Source organism: Paenibacillus sp. FSL P4-0338 (assembly GCF_038002365.1).
GTDB lineage: Bacteria > Bacillota > Bacilli > Paenibacillales > Paenibacillaceae > Paenibacillus_AQ.
Window position 1 is genome coordinate 2,265,540 of sequence record NZ_JBBOCG010000001.1, and the last position, 21,885, is coordinate 2,287,424.

20 protein-coding genes are annotated in these 21,885 nt (G+C 51.9%); 7 read left to right on the top strand and 13 right to left on the bottom strand.

The annotated features are described in order from the left end of the window. Positions 1 to 10 precede the first annotated feature (10 nt). The 3 genes from MKZ07_RS09975 to MKZ07_RS09985 all read right to left on the bottom strand — a co-directional run bounded on the left by MKZ07_RS09975 (position 11) and on the right by MKZ07_RS09985 (position 2,853). Positions 11 to 367, bottom strand: coding sequence for a putative DNA-binding protein (locus tag MKZ07_RS09975; protein ID WP_036701198.1), 357 nt, complete (start codon positions 365 to 367; stop codon positions 11 to 13). 169 nt (positions 368 to 536) lie between these two features. Continuing rightward, on the bottom strand, positions 537 to 1,184 hold the full coding sequence (trhA, locus tag MKZ07_RS09980; protein ID WP_036701197.1) for a PAQR family membrane homeostasis protein TrhA: 648 nt from the start codon (positions 1,182 to 1,184) through the stop codon (positions 537 to 539). A 151-nt stretch (positions 1,185 to 1,335) separates the two neighbouring features. Continuing rightward, on the bottom strand, positions 1,336 to 2,853 hold the full coding sequence (locus MKZ07_RS09985; RefSeq protein ID WP_036701196.1) for a carboxypeptidase M32: 1,518 nt from the start codon (positions 2,851 to 2,853) through the stop codon (positions 1,336 to 1,338). A gap of 232 nt (positions 2,854 to 3,085) precedes the next feature. On the opposite strand from MKZ07_RS09985, the gene MKZ07_RS09990 reads away from it, so the two are divergent. After that, on the top strand, positions 3,086 to 3,649 hold the full coding sequence (locus tag MKZ07_RS09990) for a beta-class carbonic anhydrase (protein ID WP_036701195.1): 564 nt from the start codon (positions 3,086 to 3,088) through the stop codon (positions 3,647 to 3,649). Between the two features lie 295 nt (positions 3,650 to 3,944). On the opposite strand, the gene ltrA is transcribed toward MKZ07_RS09990, so the two are convergent. After that, on the bottom strand, positions 3,945 to 5,237 hold the full coding sequence (ltrA, locus tag MKZ07_RS09995; protein ID WP_036694821.1) for a group II intron reverse transcriptase/maturase: 1,293 nt from the start codon (positions 5,235 to 5,237) through the stop codon (positions 3,945 to 3,947). 635 nt (positions 5,238 to 5,872) lie between these two features. On the opposite strand from ltrA, the gene MKZ07_RS10000 reads away from it, so the two are divergent. Both MKZ07_RS10000 and MKZ07_RS10005 read left to right on the top strand, forming a co-directional pair. Beyond that, the gene (locus MKZ07_RS10000) at positions 5,873 to 6,307 is read left to right on the top strand and encodes a hypothetical protein (RefSeq protein WP_200869254.1); all 435 of its coding nucleotides are present in this window, start codon (positions 5,873 to 5,875) and stop codon (positions 6,305 to 6,307) included. Continuing rightward, positions 6,307 to 6,594 (top strand): YxcD family protein, encoded by a 288-nt coding sequence (locus tag MKZ07_RS10005; RefSeq protein WP_036701193.1) that lies wholly within the window; start codon positions 6,307 to 6,309, stop codon positions 6,592 to 6,594. The genes MKZ07_RS10000 and MKZ07_RS10005 overlap by 1 nt, the downstream gene beginning before the upstream one ends. 120 nt (positions 6,595 to 6,714) lie before the next feature. Here MKZ07_RS10005 and MKZ07_RS10010 read toward each other — a convergent pair whose 3' ends face one another. Genes MKZ07_RS10010 through MKZ07_RS10020 form a run of 3 tightly spaced genes read right to left on the bottom strand, consistent with a single transcriptional unit; the run spans position 6,715 to position 10,127 of the window. Next, positions 6,715 to 7,674 (bottom strand): pectinesterase family protein, encoded by a 960-nt coding sequence (locus MKZ07_RS10010; protein ID WP_036701191.1) that lies wholly within the window; start codon positions 7,672 to 7,674, stop codon positions 6,715 to 6,717. A 51-nt stretch (positions 7,675 to 7,725) separates the two neighbouring features. Continuing rightward, positions 7,726 to 9,228, bottom strand: a complete 1,503-nt coding sequence (locus tag MKZ07_RS10015; protein ID WP_036701190.1) for an extracellular solute-binding protein — start codon at positions 9,226 to 9,228, stop codon at positions 7,726 to 7,728. 41 nt (positions 9,229 to 9,269) lie between these two features. Then, on the bottom strand, positions 9,270 to 10,127 hold the full coding sequence (locus MKZ07_RS10020) for an ABC transporter permease (RefSeq protein ID WP_081751444.1): 858 nt from the start codon (positions 10,125 to 10,127) through the stop codon (positions 9,270 to 9,272). 380 nt (positions 10,128 to 10,507) lie between these two features. Between MKZ07_RS10020 and MKZ07_RS10025 the strand changes: the two genes are divergently transcribed. Continuing rightward, complete coding sequence (locus MKZ07_RS10025; RefSeq protein ID WP_036701185.1) at positions 10,508 to 11,392, top strand: carbohydrate ABC transporter permease; 885 nt, start codon at positions 10,508 to 10,510, stop codon at positions 11,390 to 11,392. A 142-nt stretch (positions 11,393 to 11,534) separates the two neighbouring features. Here the strand turns inward: MKZ07_RS10025 and MKZ07_RS10030 are convergent, their stop codons facing one another. The 3 genes from MKZ07_RS10030 to MKZ07_RS10040 all read right to left on the bottom strand — a co-directional run bounded on the left by MKZ07_RS10030 (position 11,535) and on the right by MKZ07_RS10040 (position 15,530). Continuing rightward, the gene (locus MKZ07_RS10030; protein WP_341025654.1) at positions 11,535 to 13,778 is read right to left on the bottom strand and encodes a helix-turn-helix domain-containing protein; all 2,244 of its coding nucleotides are present in this window, start codon (positions 13,776 to 13,778) and stop codon (positions 11,535 to 11,537) included. 182 nt (positions 13,779 to 13,960) lie between these two features. Continuing rightward, on the bottom strand, positions 13,961 to 14,329 hold the full coding sequence (locus MKZ07_RS10035; RefSeq protein ID WP_036701181.1) for a hypothetical protein: 369 nt from the start codon (positions 14,327 to 14,329) through the stop codon (positions 13,961 to 13,963). 361 nt (positions 14,330 to 14,690) lie between these two features. Further along, the gene (locus tag MKZ07_RS10040) at positions 14,691 to 15,530 is read right to left on the bottom strand and encodes a DegV family protein (RefSeq protein WP_036701180.1); all 840 of its coding nucleotides are present in this window, start codon (positions 15,528 to 15,530) and stop codon (positions 14,691 to 14,693) included. Between the two features lie 151 nt (positions 15,531 to 15,681). On the opposite strand from MKZ07_RS10040, the gene MKZ07_RS10045 reads away from it, so the two are divergent. Beyond that, positions 15,682 to 15,909 carry a hypothetical protein gene (locus MKZ07_RS10045; protein ID WP_036701178.1) on the top strand — a complete coding sequence of 76 codons (228 nt, stop codon included), beginning with the start codon at positions 15,682 to 15,684 and terminating at the stop codon, positions 15,907 to 15,909. Between the two features lie 183 nt (positions 15,910 to 16,092). Here MKZ07_RS10045 and MKZ07_RS10050 read toward each other — a convergent pair whose 3' ends face one another. Continuing rightward, positions 16,093 to 16,962, bottom strand: coding sequence for an aminoglycoside phosphotransferase family protein (locus tag MKZ07_RS10050; protein WP_036701176.1), 870 nt, complete (start codon positions 16,960 to 16,962; stop codon positions 16,093 to 16,095). Between the two features lie 117 nt (positions 16,963 to 17,079). Between MKZ07_RS10050 and MKZ07_RS10055 the strand changes: the two genes are divergently transcribed. After that, a complete protein-coding gene (locus tag MKZ07_RS10055) occupies positions 17,080 to 17,889 on the top strand; it encodes an alpha/beta fold hydrolase (RefSeq protein ID WP_036701173.1) in 810 nt (269 codons plus the stop codon). 104 nt (positions 17,890 to 17,993) lie between these two features. Here the strand turns inward: MKZ07_RS10055 and MKZ07_RS10060 are convergent, their stop codons facing one another. Beyond that, positions 17,994 to 18,680, bottom strand: coding sequence for a metal-dependent hydrolase (locus tag MKZ07_RS10060; protein ID WP_036701172.1), 687 nt, complete (start codon positions 18,678 to 18,680; stop codon positions 17,994 to 17,996). A gap of 196 nt (positions 18,681 to 18,876) precedes the next feature. Between MKZ07_RS10060 and MKZ07_RS10065 the strand changes: the two genes are divergently transcribed. Beyond that, a complete protein-coding gene (locus MKZ07_RS10065; RefSeq protein ID WP_162174501.1) occupies positions 18,877 to 19,674 on the top strand; it encodes a PaaX family transcriptional regulator C-terminal domain-containing protein in 798 nt (265 codons plus the stop codon). Between the two features lie 48 nt (positions 19,675 to 19,722). On the opposite strand, the gene MKZ07_RS10070 is transcribed toward MKZ07_RS10065, so the two are convergent. Then, positions 19,723 to 21,825 carry a thioredoxin domain-containing protein gene (locus MKZ07_RS10070; protein ID WP_036701251.1) on the bottom strand — a complete coding sequence of 701 codons (2,103 nt, stop codon included), beginning with the start codon at positions 21,823 to 21,825 and terminating at the stop codon, positions 19,723 to 19,725. Between the last annotated feature and the right edge of the window lie 60 nt (positions 21,826 to 21,885).

The window sequence follows — 21,885 nt, forward strand, 5'->3', positions numbered from 1 at the left end:
TCCCTTCTTCCTACTCTAACTTCTGCAGCTGTTCCATGAGTTCCATGAACTGCTGTTTATATTGCTCAGGCAGCATTGCCGTATCCTGCAATCTGCGCAGTTCTTCTAAGTATTTGTTGCGGTCTTCATGCTTGGACAGGAGTCCAAGCTTCTCTTCATAATTCTCAAGCACTTGCTCCGCCCGCTTAATATGCTCGTACACAGCCTGGCGGCTAATTTCAAATTCCGCTGCGATCTCCCCCAGGGAGAAATCATCATGGAAATAATATTTGAGAAACGTCTGTTGCTTGTCAGTAAGCAGCCGTTCATAGAAAGCAAATAACAGGTTAATACGGTTGGTTTTCTCGAGCCTATTCTCCTGACTCATTAAGGGCACTCCCTTCGTCAAGGAAAAACACTTTACAGCTTCACAACGTCCCTTATGATACCGAAAACAAAGAAAGATGTCAAGTCTTTTTACTTGTCATCTTTCACTTTGCCCAATACCGGCATTCCCGTGTTGAAATCAGGCGCCATACCTGCCCTAACTTCCCGCATTAATGAATAGGGAGAATGAATAACAATACAACGAAGAAGTGCAGAACGGTTCCCGTAAGCACGAATAAATGCCAGATTGCATGATGGTACGGGAAGCCCCGCCATACATAAAAGACGGTGCCGAGGGTGTACATCAACCCCCCTGCTACCAGCAGTGTCATCCCGCCACTGGCGACAGCCTGGGACAGAGGGCTCCAGGCGATTACGATCATCCAGCCCATCGCAATGTAGAAGATGGTGGACATGAACAGGAATTTTTTGACGAAAAAGGCCTTGAAGAAGACACCGAACACCGCCACTCCCCAAGCGATACCGAATAAGGTCCAGCCCAGCGGTCCGCGGATCGCCACCAGCATAAACGGGGTGTACGTTCCGGCAATGAATAAATAAATCGAGGAGTGGTCAAGGAATTCAAAGAAATCCTTCGCCTTCCCCTCCCTGAGACTATGCACCATGGTTGAATTAAAATACAGCAGCAGCATAGTAGCGCCGTAAATGGAGAAACTGACTACATGCCAAGCCGTGCCGTTCTGAACGGCATATACGACCAGCATCACCAGCGCAGCAATGCTTAAGACGGCGCCGATCCCGTGAGTAACCGCATTGGCAACTTCTTCCTTGCGGCTGTAAGTGTGAGTATTAGCCATACCACGATTCCTTCCGTTTGCGGTTTCCTTCTATTATAGCCGTTTCTCCGAAGTCCTTCCAGCTTAGGGACGCCGCAGGGCAGGCTGCTGCTGTATCATTTAATCGCTTAAGAAGCCATCATTTGCTGATGCAGCAAGGCTTATTCAAATCTTATAGCTTGTAGAGCTCTGTATACTTCGCTTCCAGATAATCTGCCAGATAATCGGGATTCAGCGGTTCGCCTGTGACTTGCTCGATAATCTGGGAAGGGGTCAGGCTCTGGCCGTAGCGGTATACCTTGCCCGTCAGCCATTCTTTGATCGGCAGCAGGTTACCGGCAGCAATCAGCTCTTCGAACTCCGGCAGCTCCTTGCGCAGAGTGTTCAGCATCTGGGCCGCATACATGTTACCCAAGGAATAGGAAGCGAAATAGCCGAAATCTCCACCGGACCAATGAACATCCTGCAGCACGCCAAGCGCATCCGTAGGCGGTGTAATACCTAAGTATTCCTGATACTTCGCGTTCCAGGTCTTAGGCAAGTCCTTGACTTCAAGCCCTTCATTGAAAATCAGCTTCTCAATCTCATAACGCACAATAATATGCAGGTTATACGTCAGTTCATCGGCTTCGATCCGAATGAAGGAATTGCCTACGCTGTTGATTGCCCGGTAAAAGTCTTCCATCTCCACGTTCGCAAGCTGCTCCGGGAAATGCTGCTGCAGATCGCCATAGTAACGCTGCCAGAAGGCCCGGCTGCGGCCGATCATATTCTCCCACAGTCTGGACTGGGATTCATGAATTCCCATGGAGGCGCCCTGTGCCAACGGTGTACCGATCAGCTCTTCACCGAAATTCTGCTCGTACAGAGCATGTCCGCCCTCATGCAGCGAACTGAAGATGGAGCTGGTCACATTGTCGAGCAGATAGTTCGTTGTAATTCGGACATCGCCGGGGTTCAGGCCCGTTGCGAACGGATGCACACTCTCATCCAGACGTCCTGCCTCGAAATCATAACCCATCTGTTCGAGTAAGAAGAGGCCGAACTTCTCCTGTTGCTCCTTGGGGAAGATTTGGCTCAGGAATTCGGTGTCCGGCTTGTTCGGCGAAGCATTGATCGCTTCGGCCAGCGGAACAAGACGGCTGCGCAGACGGGTGAAGATAGCATCCACCTTCTCAACCGTCAAATCCGGCTCGTACATATCCAGCAGTGTGTCATACCGCGAGCCTTGTACGCCCCAGTAATCAACGAACTCTTGTTTGAAGGCCACAATCTTGGTCAGATATGGCTCGAAGGAGGCGAAATCATTATCATCCTTAGCCTCTTCCCACACGGTCTGCGCATGGGCGGTGAGCACCGAATATTCCTCGAAGGTCTTGGAAGGAATGCTCTTGCTCCGCTGGTACTCCTTGCGCGTATCCTTGACAATCTTATTCTGATTGCCGTCCAACTGCTCCGCTACTTCCGGGCGGCTGAGATACTCTGTGAACGCTCCGATCTCCTCAGATACCTGGAGTCTGAACGCCTCTCCACTCAGCATACCGAGCGTGGCAGAACGGGTCTCTACGCCTTTGCGGGGCGCGCCTGTACGCAGATCCCAGCCCAGAAGTCCAATTGCTTCATAATAGCCTCTGATTTTAAATAATAGCTCGCTGAATTTATCCCACTGTTCCCGGACCTGCTGTTCCATGTCTGAGCACCTGCCTTGTCATTTTTTTCTACTCCTCTTGATGATACTTTTTATAATCGGTATAATCAAATTCGGGCTGTTTCTCTTCAAATTTGAAGCAGTTAACGGCTCACAGGCACGGAGACAGACTCCGCTTAGATTTTGCAATATTTGATTACAGGAAGCCCTTTATGTTCACGGCTAGACGCAGTACAATGGATTACAGTTTAATCAATTAAGGAGGCGCATGCTCATGAGTCAGATTACAGACATTATGGAGTTCAACAAGCATTTTGTAGAGGAAAAGGCATATGAGAGCTATCTGACCAGCCGCTTCCCGGATAAAAAAATGCTGATCATCACCTGCATGGACACGCGGCTTGTTGAGCTTCTGCCTAAGGCCATGAATTTCAAGAACGGCGATGTCAAAATCATCAAGAACGCCGGAGCCGTCATCTCCCAGCCGTTCGGCAGCGTTATGCGCAGCGTCATGGTTGCGCTATACGAGCTGGATGCAGACGAAGTCATCGTCGTGGGGCATTATGAATGCGGCATGGCTTCCCTGAACGCGGACAAGATGATTAACTCTATCAAGGAGCGTGGAGTGTCTGATGAAGTGCTCAGCACCCTGGAGAATTCGGGAATTAAGCTGACGAAATGGCTGCGCGGGTTTGACAATGTCGAGGAAGGGGTAATTCAGACTGTGGAGCTGATTAAGCGCCATCCCTTACTCCCCCCAAACGTACCTATTCACGGCATGATCATCGATCCGGCTACCGGAGCGCTTGAGCTTGTCTCGGACGGCTACGCGGACTAAGGCAACTCTCTGATACTGCTGTTTGCGCGGGTCCCGGACCCGCGCTTTTTTTGTGTCCGGGTTCATAGGCCAATGCCGGATGATAACATTTATATTTGTGATAACAAGTGGAAACGGCTTTGCCGTCCTTTTAAGGACGATACCGTTTCAGCGAGAAATAGAAGGATAAGTTATCGTGTGAAACATATAAATTCTAGAGTAAAGGGCTGGTGCAACCCAGCCCCTCCTCATCAAACCGTACGTGAGGTTTTCCCTCATACGGCTTTCCGATGTTTGTCATTCATCGGCATGCAGATTACAATAGCGTTTTTAGTCCATATTGGATGGTCAAATATCTAACTTCTGACCGGGATCTCATCCATCTTCCTCGTTGTCTCTTCTTCGCATACCACCGGGTAAATCGTTGCAGAATATACCAATCCAGTTTTGCTAACCTCTTTTGGCTGTACTTTGTGTAATAGTAGTTTCTCCATCCTTGAATCTTGGGATTGAGCCATTCCACGTGTTCCGCAAACGATTTCGAACGCATGCTGGGCGGTGCTAATCTTTCTTTAACCACGCCTCGAATTCGTTCCTCCGCCTTCTTCGTTAGCCACTGCTGCGTGGTGTAATACACCTTGCCTTGGGATGTTTCTGCCTTCTTTTTCCGGTGGTGCATTCCTAAGAAGTCGAATCCTTCGTCTCCTGTCCATAAGCCGACAATACGGGTTTTGGTTGGGTGTAGCGTCAGCTCCAGACGTTCCATGATTCTGCGTATGAGTTCATACGCATGTCCGGCGTCCTTTTTAGTTTTACAGACCACCACAAGATCGTCTGCATACCTCGTGAGTTCACCTACTCCTTTCCCGTGTTTTTCCCACAGTCGGTCAAAATAGTTCAGATAGATGTTCGCCAAAAGTGGTGAGATCACTCCACCTTGTGGTGTGCCTAAATCGGAACGTCTTACGTTTCCTTCTTCCATGACTCCCGCCTGAAGCCACTTCCGGATTAACTTCAGGATTCGTCTGTCATTGATACGCATTTGTACCAATTTCATCAGTTTCTCCTGGTTAATATTGTCGAAGTAACCTTGGATGTCGACGTCGACTACCCAATTTCCTTTGCGGTTGCAGGCTTTCCGGATTCGATCCAGTGCTCCTTTCGCACTTCGCTTCGGGCGAAATCCGAAGGATACTTCTTCGAAATCCGCTTCGAAGATCGGTTCAATGACGAGTTTGGTTGCCATCTGCACCACTCGGTCGCGCACGCTGGGTATGCCCAGCGGTCTTGGTTTCCCGTCTTTCTTTGGGATATAGTGCCGCCGTACGGGCTGTGGGTGGTAGTTACCATCCTTTAATGCTCGCTCGCAGTCTTTGAGAAATTGCACTTCTCCTTGTTTCTCAATATCCGCGAGCGTCACCGTATCTACTCCGGCAGCCCCCTTGTTCGCTTTCACCCGTTTCCAGGCTTCACTCAGCACATCCCAGCGGTAGACTTTGTCGTACAGTGCATGGAATTTACGCTTGTTGTTCTCCTTGGCCGCATGACCTAGCTTTTCTTGGAGTTCTTGAACTTTTTCCTTAGGTGTCGTTAGCCTACTGGCATTCACTCACTCGTACCTCCTCCAAAAGCATAAACAAAGCAGGGCTCCTTCTCTCCCTAAGGTTATGTTGTCCTTAGGTTCCTCGGTACTATGAGCCCCTCGGACTCCCTTCCCACAGACGGTTCATTTCATCTTTTGGACTTATAGAGCGTCTTTTTACGGGTTTCTAAAAAAAAAATCCTCCCGTGTGGGGGAGGGTCTCCCCAGTTCACTATGTCTTCTTTCCTTCCATGCCGATCCCCATACGCCGGAGGATTCTTCACTGCCGTTCCAAGTTCTCTGCAGCTTCCATGGTCTTCACCCATATAAGCGAGGTTCGACTTCCTCTCTTCCCCCTTGCGGGGCCTTTATGACGACGCGGCAGGATTCACTTCATGTTACGGCCTGGCGGGTTGCTCGCCCTGTCTCTGACCGGACTTTTGTCGATGCGCTTCTACGCACGGATTTCGCCGTACGCAGGCATCCTAGCTACACGGGGGCTTGGCCCCTCCCGTGACCGGACTTTCACCGGTTAGAAGATACGCGCTTTCTGGGCACGCCTTATATTTTAAAAATTGAAACCTTAACCTCCGCTCTGCGTATTACCGGGCAACAGCCAGGTACACTGGGTGTTACCAACTTCTAGGAGGTTCTCGTACTCAATGAAACCAATGAAACGTGTAATGATGATCGTCATGGCCTTCACACTGTTCTTCGCCGTCACTGTTCCTGACTTCGCAGATGCCCGCCGCGGCGGGGGCTTCAAATCAGGCAGCCGGGGATTCACAACGACCCCGAAGAAATCGACCACTGATAATGTGAAAAAAAGCGATAGCACCAAAAGCAACACCAACGGAACTGCAGCGAACGCGAACCGCGGCTTCTTCAGCGGCGGCAGCTTGATGAAAGGCCTGATGATCGGCGGGATCGCCGGCTTCCTCTTCGGCGGAATGTTCGCCGGAATGGGTGCTTTTGGAAATATCATAGGATTCCTGATTAACATGCTGGCCATCTACTTCGTGATTACGCTGATTATGTCCTTCTTCAAGCGCAGACAGGAACGACGCAGAATGCAGGAAAGAGACGGACGCTACTAATGGGTGTTACCGTTCTCAGTATGGACGAGATTATCAATGCGATCTGCCTGCATATGGCGGAACGCAAGGCTGTTCGGGTGGAGGAAGTCCAGGTGGAACTGAGCTGGGACGAGGACACCGGATACACCGCAGAGGTCTGGATACAAGGACGCAGCCAGTACCTGGTAGAGTCCAACATGATTGAGTCCATTCTTCGCTACGTACACAGCGAATACGGCATCCGAGCCTACCGTGAAGATGTTCGGCTGGAGCTGGACGAAGAGATTACAGCAGTTGTGAACACGTAAGCGTTGAAGACTTGATCGAATAAAGGGATGACCCCGGGTAGCGGGGTCATCCCTTTTATTTTCTTCTGCTGTTTAGTTTCCCTACCTTTTATTGTCAGCGCCTTATATCCACAAGATCATTTATCCTTCCGGCGTATGGAACCCGGCCAGTACATCGTCCCTGCCAACCCGCGCTGCGCCGCTTCCGTGCAGCTCAGCCCAAGGCACACGCTGCTGCCGCAGAATCGCCGCAGTTCCTTCAGAAGTGTACTCCGCATACCTGACCGTCTGCTCATTGGCAGGCTCGCCCCAATGAGCCCAGCCTTGGGGGTGGATATGCTGGCCCATCCGGCAATCCACAAAGACAGTCTTGGCATGCTCCCGCCATGGGCGGCCCAGGAATACAGGAGCTGTGCCCGGCTCAGCGCTCAGATAACAATGGCTGAACACGTAGCCGTAGGCCTGCCCTTCGGGAGTGGAGGCTGCCGTGATGTAGCCTGCATGGCCTCCGCTACCCCGCAGGCTGTGCAGCGTACAATGCTCGAAGTAGGCCGTTGCTCCGCCAAAAATATAATCTACCGTTCCCTCAATGTGACAGTGCTGGTACAGCTGGCGGTACTGCGCGTGCTGCTCCCTGAGCGGAATCCCGCCGAACAGCAGACGCTCTCTGGGAGCCGGCGGCAGCGGACCAGTGAACAGTGTGTCCTGATGGCCCTTGAATGTACAATTTCGGAATACCGTCTCATCACAATGGGCGTACACCGCCACAGCCTGTCCTACCTCACTGCCTTGTCCCGCTGTATTAGAAATAGTCAGATTCTCCAGCACCAGCTTCCGGCCGCCCAGGAACAGGGTGGGAGTGGCAAAGGTCCCGATCTCTTCCCCCTGCTCATCCAGCTCCCGGGCATAGCGGTTCATCGTGATCTCCACTTGTCCGATGCCGATGATACGGAGACAGGAGCGGTAGACCCGCACCTCCTCCTTATACACTCCCGGCATAATGTAGAGCGTAGCCTCTATGTCCGGGTCCAGCCGTTCCAGGGCATCGACTGCCGCTTGAATGGTAGAGTAATCGCAAAAGCCCTCCTTGCCCACCAGCATCCCTTTTCCCATCCCCTCTCAGACTCTAGCCTTCGCATAAACCCTACTTACTTACTTCTGTGTCAGTTTGTATGCAGCTTCATATTCTTCGGTGATCTTGGTTCCGCCGGAATCCTTCCAGGTCTGTACGTCTTTCTTGAAGGTCGCCTCATCGGATTGGCCCATGATATATTTGAAGGTAGCATCTGTGATGATCTTTTGCAATTCCGTTCCCTGTTCATTGTTGGTTGCCGAATCTAGGGGAACAGTCGGGTCAAGCACAGCGAACTTGTCATTCTCGCGGATCAGTTCATTAGCCAGCTGCTTCTCAGGGTTCGCATCCTTAAGCGTATAGGCAATCTCACTAGGTCTGCTGGAGGAGAAAGGCTGCACATCCGCCTGCCACAGCTCGGTGTTCAGAATCTTGAAGGCGCCGTTCTCATCGTATTCAAAGTGAGTGCCTTCAATCCCGCCGGTCATAAGCATGAACGCCTTCTCATCGATCAGGTCATTGACGAACTTCAGCAGCCGCTTGAGCTCTGCTTCGGTCTTCACCTCTGATTTCGGAAAAGCCATCAATCCGCCGATCCCGCTGCCCTCGGACCAGATATGATACTGTTCATCTCCACCCGAAATCTTGTTCACCGGCACCAGCTCCATGCCCGGCTGCAGATCCTGCGCCAGTGTTCTAAGACTGGTGATGTCCACCATACCGGTATAAATCCCGGTTTTACCCTGTGCGAATTGCTGCTGCTGGTCTGATTTGGCTGTAACTGCGAAGTCCTGCGCCAGATATCCGTTCTCGTAGAGCTTTCTGGAGTAATTCATCGTGTCGATATACTCTTGTGTATCGAATTCAGGGGTAAACTTGCCGCTATCATCCACCTTCCAGCCATTCGGCGTGCCGAAATAGGAGCTTAGTGTTTTGAAGCTGCTGTATTTCAGCTCTGATCTGTCCCCGAAGCCTGTCGTATCCTTCACACCGTTGCCGTCCGGGTCGTCCTCTGTGAACGCTCTGGCTACTTCATACACCTCATCCAGCGTCTTCGGAACCGGCAGACCCAGCTTATCCAGCCAGTCCTTGCGGAAAATTAGACCGGAACGCGCCAGATTCTTCTGGAAAGGAACGCCGTACAGTACGCCTTCAATCGAAGCCGCTTCCTTCAGCTCAGGAGCAATCTTCGCCAGATTACTGAACTCTGCGAGATACGGCCCCACATCCCAGAACAGCCCTGATTTCAGTGAGCTTCTAACCGATGAATTGGTCATCATGGTCAGGGTGACAATGTCTGCAAGCTCCCCGGAGGCCAGCGCCGTAGTGATCCGCTCTTCCTTGGAAGCATCGGGCACCCAGTTGAAGGTGATTTTGCTGTTGGTATATTCCTCAAGCAGAGATTTGATCGTATCGGTCGGCGGTGACGCCGTGTGCAGAATATTCAGCCAGGTTACTTCGAGTGTCGAGTTCAGATCCTCTTCAGCGGCATTCTTCTTCTCTTCCTTGTCTCCGCCGCAAGCCGAGAGCATAGTGGTAGCCATTGTAGCGATTGCAATTAGAGTGACCCATTTTTTGTTCATAACACTTCTCCTTTGGTAGATAGAAATAGTTAGCCTTAGCCTTAATACACGCCGTCTTCGCCCATCTTCTTGGCCAGCTTGTTGGAGAGCATCACGAGAATTAACCCGACAACACCCTTGAACAAACCTATCGTGGTGCTGAAGCTTAATTGCCCGTTCTTCAGGCCCGCCGTATAGATATAGGTATCAAAAATCTCGGCGACACTGCGGTTCAGTGAATTCAGCAGCAGATACATATGCTCGAAGCCGAGATCCAGCGTGCTGCCGATTTTGAGAATCAGCAGAGTAATAATCACAGGACGGATGGCCGGCAGTGTAACATGCCAGGTCTTGCGCAGACGGCTGGCCCCGTCCATCTCAGAGGCTTCATAGAGCTGCGGGTCCACGACAGTAATGGCAGCCAGATAGATAATGGTTGACCATCCAAGCTCCTTCCAGATTATCTGCAGAATGTAGATCGTCCGCAGCCACTCGGAGGAGGTAAGGAAGCTGATTTTGTTGCCGCCGAGACTTGCGATCAGCTCATTGATGACCCCGCCATCCACCGTCAGGAACACATACGTAATAGAGACAATGATGACCCAGGACATGAAGTGCGGGATATAGATAATCGTCTGAATCCAGTTTTTGAGATAGCGTCCCTTCAATTCGTTCAGCATCAAAGCTACAATAATCGGCAGAGGGAAGAAGATCACAATGTTCATGGCAAACAGAATCAGGGTATTGCGCAGCAGCTGCATGAACGTAGGCTCCGTAAATAACCGGATGAAATGCTTCAGGCCGACCCACTCACTCCCGGTAATTCCCTGGAACGGCTGATAATTCTGGAACGCAATGATCAGCCCGCCCATGGGCAGATATTTGAAGATGATGAAATACAGCAGCCCGGGCAGGATCATCAGATACAGCAGCTTGTATTTGTTCAGAGCCGTAAGAGCGCGTGCGCCTTTCCCCTTTTCTATGGTCAGATTTGGTGTTGCGGTGATGCTTGTTGCTTTCACATGTCAGCCTCCTTTGCTCGTTCCTGTTACGATCCCAGCGTAAGAAATTTCTTACATTACGTATATAATCATTATGTGATAGCGTTTACAGAACCCGCGTGGCTGCGGGATTAAGGCCGATCAGATCTCCTCTGAGGATTATCTGCCTAGGCTAATGATTATTCTGCGGAGGCGTGCTGCACAGGGCTGGTCTGCGAACACCTCATGCCCGGATTATATACGTAATTTCTGCCCCTTGTTACAGTGAAGAGGTACTGAAATACGAGGAGGATCACAGAATGAACCATAGCTCACGTAGAAAAGAATCAGTCGGCGGAAGGATCTTCACCTTCGTTAACGCAGCCATACTCGTTCTGATTGCGCTTGTCTGCTTATTGCCGTTCATCAATATCATTGCCAGCTCCTTCGCTACCACCCAGGAGGTCATGGCCAAGCGGTTCATCTTATTCCCGACCACTTTCTCTCTGGATGCATACCGCTACATTCTCTCGACGCCTACCATCTTCCGGGGACTCGGGGTATCCGTGGGTGTCACTATTGCAGGAACCGTAGTCAGTATGCTGCTTACCGCGCTGATGGCCTACGGCTTGTCCAGGAGATACCTGCCTGCCCGCAATACGATTAACTTCATCGTCGTCTTCTCCATGCTGTTCAGCGGCGGAATGATTCCCACCTTCCTGGTCGTCAAAAGCGTCGGCCTGATCAACTCGTACGGCTCACTGATCTTCCCGGTTGCCGTCAATGCCTTCAACATGATTATCATGCGCAACTTCTTCCAGGCGCTGCCTGACAGTCTGGAGGAGTCCGCCAAGATCGACGGGAGCAATGACTTCGGAATCTTCATGCGGATTATGCTGCCGCTGGCCCTGCCTTCCATCGCCACCATCTCCCTGTTCTACGCGGTTGCTTACTGGAACACGTACATGAACGCGATCCTCTACATGAATGATTCGGCAAAATGGCCGATCCAGGTGCTGCTGCGCCAGATCGTCATTGTCTCCAGCGGGATGCAGGCCGAAGGAAGCTCAGTCGATATTGTGCCGCCGGCCCAGACGATCAAAATGGCGGTCATTGTCATCGCCACCGTGCCGATGCTGGCCGCTTATCCTTTTGTTCAGAAGCATTTCACCAAGGGCGCTCTGCTCGGAGCAGTCAAAGGCTGACGGTCCGCCGTTCAGCTTCCATCCAAAAATATAGAACATATGCAGAAACGGTACCGCCTTGAAGCAAGGACGGTACCGTTTCTGCATGACCCCTGATACAAGCTCCTAAGCCAATATCCCCTATTCCCGCTAAAATCAACCACTACTCGCCCTGCTTAAGCTTCCGGTAAGCGCCAGGCGTAACCTGCTCCTTCTTACGGAAGGAACGGATGAAATTCTGCGGATTATGATACTGCAGCCGTTCGGCAATCTCCTTGATCGTCATATCCGTCTCCGTCAGCCACCGTTTGGCCATCTCCAGGCGGTAGTTCATGAGGTATTCGCTGAAGGCGGTGCCGTACTCTTTTTTGAAGATGCTGCTTAGATAATTCGGATTGTAATGAAGCCGCTCGCCGATCCCCTCCAGTGTAAGCTCACGGTCATATTCCGCGTGCACAATGTCGGTGATCTTATCCGAGAGACAGCGGAACTGCTGGCTGGTCTTGTCCTTCATGCTGTACATCATGGGGTAAATAACCTCCTGCACCAGCATCCGCTCCATCTCTTCGGGATTCCGGATGTCCAGCAGGCGGTGATACAGCTTATTATTATCCTGTGTCAACAGGACGCTAACTCCCAGATGCTGTTCGAGCTGGATCAGGTTATTCACGAGCCGCACCAGCATGACCTCGAATTTCAGAGTGCTCTTGTTCTTGCCCATCAGCTCCGCCAGGAACGGATAGAGCGCAGCGGTGACCTGCTCCTTATCCCCCAGCCGGATGGCATTGAACAATTGCGTCTCCAGCTCTGCCGGATAATGCAGCGACACCGGACCGGAGACGACCATGGATATATCCTCATAGAAGATAATCGATTCCTTACCCAGATTCAGCCGCTGATGCAGGGCCTGCTTGCTCATCTCCCCGGCTTCCTTACTCTCTAACAGATTGCTGTAAAAGTTGCTGATGCCGATACTGATCGACACCTTAAGATAATCGCGCACCGCCTTCAGCAGGGCTGCCGCATAATCAGTCACTTCCTTGTTCATCCCGGCATCACTGTACCCGGCGAAGGACAGGATCGTGGCCTGGGTATCATCATTCAGGATAATAGGCAGCAGCCGGTGCCCAGGCGGGATTAGCTCCTCCACCATCTTATTGACGGCAAGCAGCAGGACATCCTTGTCCGAAGCCTCCCGGCCGCCCATACTGTCCAGCTGAATCAGCATCGCCGCATATCGGCGCTTCTCTGACAGGCTGTACCCGAACCGGAGCAGACTCTGCTCCAGCTCCTCTGCCGAGACGCGGCTGCGGAACAGATTAAGGATCAACTGTGTCTCTAGCCGGGGCATTTCCGATTCGATCAGACTCTCAAGCGAAGCCTTCTCCGAGATCATCGTATCAATAGAATGCCGGATATATTCCAGCTCATTCCTGGAATTCATCTGCGGAATAACCGGCAGACTGCGCTTGAGCTGCTCAATCGGCTTGGTGAAATATTGGGAGATCATATAAGCCACCACCCAGATCAGGAGAATCAACAGCAGCCCCATCGCGGAGATCCCGAACTTGGTCATCTCCAGAGAGCGGGTAATCTCCGCCTGATCCAGTACAGTAAGATAAATCCAGTTATTATACGAGGACTTGGCATAGATAAGCTTAAGGCTGTCACGGCCGGAGATCTCCTGTTGGACCGTCCCCTTGTCCTCCATGGAATTGATCGTTCCGGCAAGCCGACCGAATTGCTCCGGGGCTAACAGCCCCTTGCCAGGATCGGATTCATACATCAGTTCTCCATGCTTGTTCAAAATGTAGACGTAGGCATCCTCCTCGCTCTTCATCGTGGCATTCAGGGTATGTAATGAAATGTCGGATAAGGCAATCGCCTGCTTCTTACTGGAGAACACCGGCAGTGTATTCACGAACCGGATGCCCTTGTCCGTCTTCATCCAGAAGAGGCTCTGCTCCTGATTCTCAATATACTGCTCCCGGAGCTGCTGGACCTCTTCGGCACTGAGATTGCTGAGCTTCTCATTCAGGATCTGCCAGTTCTGCACCAGACTGATCAGCGAATATTCCGTCCCTTCAGCCGCCATGGAGGCGATATAATTCAGCTGCGAGTTCACATTCCGGTAAGCGATGAAGTCTTGCTCAGTAATGGGGTGGGTCACAACCTCCTGAAAAGAGCTGGTGGTGCTATAGGTGTTGAACGCATATTCTATCGTTTGGATCTTATGCTCCAGATTGTTCTTGATCTGCTCGATATAGCTCTGCTTGCTGCTGGAGAACCGCTCGACCACTGAATCGATGGTACTGATGTAGATATAGCTTCCGAAGCCGACCACCAGTCCCACGCCCAGAATTAATATAGGAATAAAGATGCTGTAGAACATTCTTCCTTTGCTCATTGTGTTTCCCCTTTGATTTGATAGACTCCATTAAATTATAGCGTTTTCATGAATGCGGTTCCATGATTATTTTCACGTGTGCAATTTGCAGATCTCCCGGTGAATATCATCCGCACAGCTGAAAAACCGGATCAGCGATAGGCTGATCCGGTCCTTTCACATCCTGGGGCTATGAGCCTTGCTTAGAGTAACGAAATCGCCAGCAGCTCGAACAAGACCAGCGGCATAATCACATTGCTGTTCACCGTACCGGGGTACGGGTAGCCCGGGCCAGGATATCCTGGACCAGGATAAGGCTTATAGTATGGGTTGTAATATCCGCGGCCCATATCCGTGGCTATGGTTACAGCCAGGTACATATGCTTGCTGTCCATACCGGCAATCGTACCCTCATGCATCTGACCGTCAAGGGTCTGCACCTGCACTTTGTGATTCAGATACGGCTTACAAGACTGGTGAAGCGAATCGCGGACCCCGTTCAGATGCTGAACCACCGCCGGGTCTGCCTGATAGATTACCGACGTTTGCTGGCCGGAAGAAGTTGTCGACATAAGTGGTTGACCTCCGTGTAATTGGATTTGCTTCATACTATGCACCTGCCCAGTCCGGTGTGCCTAGCCTGCTTCCCGCCGTTCATACTATCCGCATACTCAGACCAAACAGCCGTACACCGGAAAGTCCGGTATACGGCTTAGTTATTAATACTCTACAAGTGCTTTACTCTGGGAATAAGGACAAAATCACCCTGAGGGCGAGTAAGATTACCTTCGCGCGAGCACAATGTATGCTGTTTTTAACATACATTCAGGCCGCATGCCTGCTTGCGAGCACAATGTATGCTTTTTTTGATATACATTTGGTTCAACACACACCTTTTCCACAGCAGCAGGAAACTATAGTTTCCTAATATAATTAAAATGCCACGCCGATTCCGCCCTGCCCGGCATAGGTTCCCATCACGGGTCCCATCGTGGACAGAAGAACCTCCTTGAAGGGATGCTTCTCCAGAATACGCCGCTTGATCTCCAGCGCCAGCGTCTCACAATTGCTATGCACAATTGCGATTACCGCCTGCTCATAATCATGCTGCTTCTGGTCCAGCTTGGCCAGCAGATGAGTCAGTGCCTTGGGCAGTCCGCGCGTCTTCTCGACCACTTCAACGATACCCTCGTCGCTGATCTTCAGGAGCAGCTTAATGTTCAGCACGGAAGCCACAGCGCCGGAGATCCGGCTCAGCCGTCCGCCCTTGATCACATTTTCCAGGGTGTCCAGTGTGAAGTACGCAGTCGTCTCTTCGACCTTGCTTAGCACTCTGTCCTTCAGTTCAGCCAGACTTGCTGCGGTGAGTGACCATTTGGCCGCCATAGCGACAATCAGGGTCAAGCCGCCGGAGAAGAGCTTGGAATCTATAATTTCAATCGCATTCGGATGTCCTTCTTCCTCGTACATCTCCTTGGCAATCATTGCGGTCTGATAAGTACTGCTAATATTAGAGGACATGCAGATGACCAGAATGTCAGTGCCTGCTTCCACTTGCTTGAAGCTGTCCAGGAAGGTCTGCGGACTCGGGCTTGCAGTCGTAGGCAACTCCTTCGATTCATGCATTTTGTCATAGAAATCCTTGGCATTCATATCATCCGGCATCAGCTCATGGCCGAAATGGACCGGCAAATGAACAATGGAGATGTCATACTGCTTCGTGTATTCAGGGGGTAGATCCGAACCGCTATCCGTTATTATCTTGATGGGCATCAGAATGCTCTCCTTTCAATTCTATACCATTATAGTTACCCTTTCCGGAGATCGATAGTACAATTTATAACTTGTCAAAATCGGAGTTTTGTGCTTAGTCCTAGTTGTGATATGGTTGAAGCATATGGTTACAGAAATGGAGTGTACTTAGATGAGCAAGAATAGAGTATGGAACCGCGGCAAGCATAATGGTGCCGGCCTGTCCAAGAAAACCCCGGCTGCCGTGGACACGGACAGCAGCGCAGAGTCTGCTCCGGCAGAGGAGACACAAGCTGAGGTTATTAACGAGCGGATTGATACGGTCAAGCCGATGAACCGCAGCAACTGGGTCACCCGGCCCGCCCGTGTGAAGCCGCAGAACCCGGAGCGTAAGAATTAAGCAGCTTAATGGCTGAAATGCTTCTCATTCTATGGGAGCATATTTACTCCTCAACCTTTCTTATCATGCAAGCAGAAATGGCTATGCCGTCCTTAAGAGGATAGCGTAGCCGTTTCTGCTTGCACTGGTTGGTTGGAGAACGTAGTGCTTGTGAGGACGGGAAATAGCCAAGCGGGGTATCAGCTACAACGATTCAGACAGACTATCCGGCAAATACCGGTTCTCCCGTATTAGCGTCCGCATCACCTTCAGCGTGTTCCGCTGCACCGGGACACCCGTTGTCCGGTGCAGCTGAAGCCAGCGCAGAGCAGCCAGTGCCTCGAACAGCTCCAGCTCTGCCGGGCTATAATTGCATTTGGCGGCAAAGGCTGACCGGTAGACGCTGGCATTCCGCTCCGCCAGATACACTCTAAAGAGCAGAATAGACCACGCAATATCATACCTCGGATCGCCATGCTGGACATTGGTCCAGTCGATGATAGTGAACTTCCCGGAAGACTCCAGAACATTGCCCAGATGATAATCGCCATGAATGAGCTGGTGAGCAGTCAGTTTGCCCCGCTCCGCCAGCTCCTGCGCCAGCGATCGGATCTCCGGCTGCTCTGCCCAGGAAGGGAAAAAGTAATCTGCGAAATCATATGCAGGAACCTTCAAGCTGCTGGAAGAATCGATCTCCAGCTTATGTACATCGAGCAGATTGGCTGCTATGGCTGTAAGGCTGTCGGCATTCACCTTCTTAACGGGCATACCATCGAAGCTGGTTAACAGCACCTGATGACCCTCAGCGTCGAGCCCCCAAGCATACGGCCGTGAGACCGCGCATCCCTGCCGGAACAGCTGCTCCAGCACTTGATACTGGATCGAGATGTCCGGCCGGGACTCACGGTTCCAAATTTTCAGCACAAGCTTCGTATCCGGCAGTGTAATTCTATGTACTTCGGCTTCCAACCCGCCCTTCATCTGTGTTACGGCCGCCTCTTCCAGCCTTGCTATTAGGCCTTCACTATCTGCGCCCTGCTCCTGCCAGCGGATACCGTTCAGAATCTTATTCATAATATTGTATTCCCCTTTCGTATGAATGACCAGCCTAAGCCAGTCTTCTAGGCACTTTCCCCAGCATGCTGAATACAATGAGGCAAACAGACAACTCCAGTAAATGAGGGAAGCGAAATGGAACATTGGATCAGAGTAGAACCGAACGTGAAGATCTATGTCAATGATATCAATCCACAAGGCAGTAAAACCATCCTGTTCATTCACGGCTGGCCTGCGAACCACCAGATGTTCGAGTATCAATACAACCAGCTGGTACCTCAAGGGTATCGCTGTATTGGCCTTGACATGAGGGGCTTCGGCAAATCAGATAAACCGCTGGGCCGATACGATTACAACCGTCTCGCTGATGATATCCGCTGCGTAATCGGCGCCTTAGGGCTGAGCAATATTACGCTGGGCGGGCATTCTACCGGCGGGGCTGTCGCGATCCGTTATATGGCACGGCATAAGGGATACGGAGTCTCCAAGCTGGCCCTATTCGCTTCGGCAGCCCCCAGTCTGATTCAGCGGCCGGGCTTCCCTTACGGCACAACCAGAGAAGTTATAGAGCAGATTATTAAGTCAACTTATGAGGACCGGCCAAATATGCTGCAGGATTTCGGCAAGATTTTCTTCTATCACCAAGTCTCTCCGGCGTTCTCGGACTGGTTCTTCCTCTTAGGACTAGAGGCGGCTAGCTGGTCCACTATCGCTGTCTCTGAGGCTTGGCTGCAAGAAGAGCTATTCCTGGATCTCCCCCAAATTCATGTACCTACGCTGATTCTTCACGGCATCCATGATCAGGTCTGCTTGTACCCGCTTGCGGAAGCGCAGCACCAAGGGATCAGGAATTCAGTACTTATTCCGTTTGAGAACAGCGGACACGGATTATTCTATGACGAACGGGAGCGGTTCAACCGTGAGCTGTCGCGGTTCGCCCAGTAGATTATATGCATAACCTGAACAGGACTGCTCCAAAAGCCATGAAATAGCGATTTGGGGCAGCCCTGTGGTTAATGCAGAAATTATACGGCGGCTAGAGGGGATCGCTACAGCTCCAGCGTCTCTCCATAGCCAAGCGCCGAGCCGCGTATTCCCGCCTCTTCCAGCGCCTGAACGAAGGCTCCTACATCCTGGCGGATCGGCGGGAAGGTATTATGGTGAACCGGAAGTACCTGTCTTGCTCCCAGCCATTTCGCCGCGATAAGCGCATGCTCCGGCCCCATGGTGAAATGTCCACCGATGGGCAGGATCGCGAGATCGATGTCATACAGCTCCCCGAACATTTTCAAGTCGCCGAACAGCCCTGTATCCCCTGCATGCAGTACCGTGTGTCCGTCCGCCTCAATAATGAAGCCCGCCGGTGTGCCGCCATAGATACTCTGTCCGTCTTCGAGGGTGATGCTTGAGGTATGGAAAGCATGGATCATCGTCGCCTTGGCGAACCCCAGATCTACCGTTCCCCCGATGTTCATGCCAATCGTCTGTGCGCCTTGGGATTCAAGGTAACCCGCCAGCTCCACAATCGCTACAATCGGCACATCATTGCGCTTAGCAATCGGTGCGGCATCCAGCATATGATCCATATGGGCATGCGTCAGCAGCACCGCATCGGTCTTAATCTCCTCTACAGTCGTCACCGCCGCCGGATTACCGCTAATGAACGGGTCGATGATCAGCGATTTGCCGTTGACCTCAATTTGAACACAGGAATGGCCGTGGAAGGTAATTTTCATAGAATTCCTCTCCTCTTCATGACTAGATTTTAATAAGTCCTTAGGAATGAATCGTGCAAAAACCCAAGGTTTACGTTACAATGACACCAAGTTGCTCTACATCCAAATCCAGCAGTGCGATTGACGAATATAACATAAATAATAACGTTCGTTTGTTTTTATGATATATCTATTCCTGCCAGCTGTCAAGAGAGGTGTGAAGAAGTTGCTGTCCGTTGAGAAAACAATGCTGTTTCTGTTATCTAAGGTGGAGCAGATGGGCGCCCAGCAGTTTGTCGAGATCTATGAACACAGGGGGTACACCTCCACCTATATCCGCAATGCCCTATCCCGCTTGAAAAAAGAGGGCTATATCGCATCCCCGGCCCGCTCCTGGTATAACGTCACTGCCGAGGGCCTCGCCTACATTAAGGCAATAAACAGCAAGCCCGCCCGTTACCAGGAGCAGTGGGACCATACCTGGGATGTCGTGATGCTGGAGGTGCCCGAATCCGAGCGCAAGAAGCGTGACCTGTTCCGCTCAGCACTCGGGCAGCTGGGTTATGGGCTTTTATATAACAGTGTGTACATCTCACCGTGGAACTATCAGGACGAAGTCTTAGCCCAGATCCAGAAGCTGGAGCTGGAAGGCAAGGTGTCCATCCTGCAAGGCCAATTTCAGGAAGGCACGATTACACCGCTCAAAGCGCAGACCATCTGGCACCTGGACGACATCGAAGCCTTATACCGGAAGAAAGCAGTCTGGCTGAAGGAAGAGTTCGCTCCGAGATTAGCGGATAGACTTCAGGCGGGGCAACCGTTACAGCTGTTCTTGCTATATTTGCAAATGGGTGAAGAGTTAAGCGGACTGTTCATGGCCGACCCCTATCTCCCGGATGAGCTGCTGCCGGACCACTGGCCGGGCAAACGGGTCCTCTCAGACATGAGAGAATACATGGTTAGAGCCGCTCAGGCGATACCTGCAGATTCGTTCTATGCTCCTTTCGTTCAATAAGGTATGGCAAAGAGCAGCCCGGATGAAGGGCTGCTCTTCGTATATGAACTACTCTTCTAGGCTGCCGGAAGCCAGCAGCTCCCGAACCGCTTCCTTATTCGTAAGCGGAGTCCGGCAAGCAAAGTTGCGGCAGACATAGGCAGTTGCTTCGCCGCGGATGGCCGGTTTGTCAGCCAGATGCGGCAGCAGACGGAGCATCTCTCCGCTGTCCCCTTCCCAGTTGACGATGAGCGCTGCGTCCGGCAGATAGGTCTGCTGGACCTGAGCGAGCATGGCGTGCAGTGCGGGATCTTCTTTTTTGCCGGAGAGGACCCATTCTCTGCCCCCGGAGACCATCCCCAGATGGGCCTGCAAATACATCGCATACCCCGGCGGATACTCTGATGCAGCGGAAGCAAGCACCGCAGCGGTGCGCTCCGCGATCTCTTTTAACTCCATATCCTGAGTAATAACTGACAGCTTCCATAAGAGCTTCGCCGCCACCGAATTCCCGGACGGAATCGCCCCGTCATACAATTCCTTCGAGCGGACCGGCAGCTTCTCCCCGTCATGACCCGTGAAGAAGAAGCCGCCGCCATCCGTATCGTGGAACAGCTCCAAGAGTCCGTCCTTCAGCACCAGCGCCCGTTCCAGATAGACCGCATGACCTGTAGCTTCATATAATTCGCTGAAGCCCCAGATCAGGAAAGCATAGTCATCCACATACGCCGGAATCGCTGACTCCCCGTCACGGTAACGGGCCAGCAGCCGTCCATCTTCACGCCGCAGCTTGTCCCAGATGAAGTCCGCTGCACGTTCGGCGGCCTTGGCATATTCCGGCTTCTGTAGAGCTTTGGCTCCGAGGGCTAGCGCAGCAATCATCAGGCCGTTCCACGAGGTCAGCACCTTATCATCCTTAAGCGGGTGAATGCGCTGCTCCCGGTACTCGAACAGCTTCGTACGCCATTCGTCCATCCGGGTCCGCAGACCCAGAGGATTCATGCCCATGCGCTCCGCGATCTCCTCTGGCAGACCTTGGAGCAGATTCGGAATATTTTCACCTTCGAAGTTACCTTCCGGCGTAATCCCATATACATGGCAATACGAATGCATATCCTCCAGCCCCAAAGCTTCCTCAATCTCCTCGCGGGAGAAGACATAGAACTTCCCTTCCACCCCTTCGGAATCCGCATCCTCTGCGGAGTAGAAGGCACCTTCCGGCGAAGTCATATCGCGCAGCACATACGTGAAGATCTGCTCGGCAATCTCCGCATACAGCGGCTTCCCCGTAAGCTGGAAGGCTTCCAGATAGACGTTAGCCAGGAGAGCGTTGTCGTAGAGCATTTTCTCAAAATGCGGCACCAGCCACTCCCGGTCGGTCGAATACCGCGCGAAGCCGAAGCCCACATGGTCGTACATGCCGCCCTTATACATCGACTCCAGCGTATGCTCCACCATCCGCAGCGCTTCCGGCTGATCATGAAGCTGGCTATACGCCAGCAGGAAAGACAAATTATGCGGCGAAGGGAACTTCGGCGCATTGCCGAACCCGCCGTATTCCTCATCGAACTGCCGCCGGTACAGCTCATACGCCTCATGCAGCAGCTCCGCTCCGGGAATACCGCCCGTAGTTTCAGGATTGTACGCATTCTTGTGATCCAGCGTGTGCAGCTCAGCCAGCAGATCATCGCCCAGCTTATCCAGCGCTTTGCCATCCTGCTCCCACTTCGCATGAATCTGCTCAAGCACCTCCATCAGCCCGATCCGCCCGAACATCTGCCGCTTCGGAAAGTACGTCCCGGCATAGAACGGCTTCTTCTCCGGCGTCAACAGCACCGTCAGCGGCCATCCCCCGCTCCCCGTCAGCGCCTGACACACCGACATATACAGCGCATCAATATCCGGCCGCTCCTCGCGGTCTACTTTGATGGCTACGTAGTGATTGTTGAGAAGCTGTGCGACCTCTGCGTCTTCGAATGATTCGCGTTCCATTACGTGGCACCAATGACAAGTGCTATAGCCGACGGAAAGAAAGATCGGCTTATTCTCCGCCTGCGCCTTGGCAAAAGCCTCGTCTCCCCATGGATACCAGTCCACGGGGTTGTGGGCGTGTTGTAATAGATATGGGGACTTTTCATTTGTCAATCGATTAGGCTGCCGGCTTTCTTCAATCTTCATTTGTGTAACCTCCTTAAGCAGGATGTACCATTCTTAGTATTACCCAATAGAAGA

Coding starts and splice junctions, on each gene's coding strand:
- MKZ07_RS10010 (WP_036701191.1), bottom strand. CDS start 7,674: ATGCTGGTGGGCAAGGAGGGCTTTTGCGATTACTCTACCATTCAAGCG.
- MKZ07_RS10035 (WP_036701181.1), bottom strand. CDS start 14,329: ATGTCGACAACTTCTTCCGGCCAGCAAACGTCGGTAATCTATCAGGCA.
- MKZ07_RS10045 (WP_036701178.1), top strand. CDS start 15,682: ATGAGCAAGAATAGAGTATGGAACCGCGGCAAGCATAATGGTGCCGGC.
- MKZ07_RS10060 (WP_036701172.1), bottom strand. CDS start 18,680: ATGAAAATTACCTTCCACGGCCATTCCTGTGTTCAAATTGAGGTCAAC.
- trhA (WP_036701197.1), bottom strand. CDS start 1,184: ATGGCTAATACTCACACTTACAGCCGCAAGGAAGAAGTTGCCAATGCG.
- MKZ07_RS10020 (WP_081751444.1), bottom strand. CDS start 10,127: ATGATCCTGCCCGGGCTGCTGTATTTCATCATCTTCAAATATCTGCCC.
- MKZ07_RS10040 (WP_036701180.1), bottom strand. CDS start 15,530: ATGCCCATCAAGATAATAACGGATAGCGGTTCGGATCTACCCCCTGAA.
- MKZ07_RS10030 (WP_341025654.1), bottom strand. CDS start 13,778: ATGAGCAAAGGAAGAATGTTCTACAGCATCTTTATTCCTATATTAATT.
- MKZ07_RS09985 (WP_036701196.1), bottom strand. CDS start 2,853: ATGGAACAGCAGGTCCGGGAACAGTGGGATAAATTCAGCGAGCTATTA.
- MKZ07_RS10015 (WP_036701190.1), bottom strand. CDS start 9,228: ATGAACAAAAAATGGGTCACTCTAATTGCAATCGCTACAATGGCTACC.
- MKZ07_RS10050 (WP_036701176.1), bottom strand. CDS start 16,962: ATGAATAAGATTCTGAACGGTATCCGCTGGCAGGAGCAGGGCGCAGAT.
- MKZ07_RS09975 (WP_036701198.1), bottom strand. CDS start 367: ATGAGTCAGGAGAATAGGCTCGAGAAAACCAACCGTATTAACCTGTTA.
- MKZ07_RS10000 (WP_200869254.1), top strand. CDS start 5,873: ATGAAACCAATGAAACGTGTAATGATGATCGTCATGGCCTTCACACTG.
- MKZ07_RS10055 (WP_036701173.1), top strand. CDS start 17,080: ATGGAACATTGGATCAGAGTAGAACCGAACGTGAAGATCTATGTCAAT.
- MKZ07_RS10025 (WP_036701185.1), top strand. CDS start 10,508: ATGAACCATAGCTCACGTAGAAAAGAATCAGTCGGCGGAAGGATCTTC.
- MKZ07_RS10005 (WP_036701193.1), top strand. CDS start 6,307: ATGGGTGTTACCGTTCTCAGTATGGACGAGATTATCAATGCGATCTGC.
- MKZ07_RS09990 (WP_036701195.1), top strand. CDS start 3,086: ATGAGTCAGATTACAGACATTATGGAGTTCAACAAGCATTTTGTAGAG.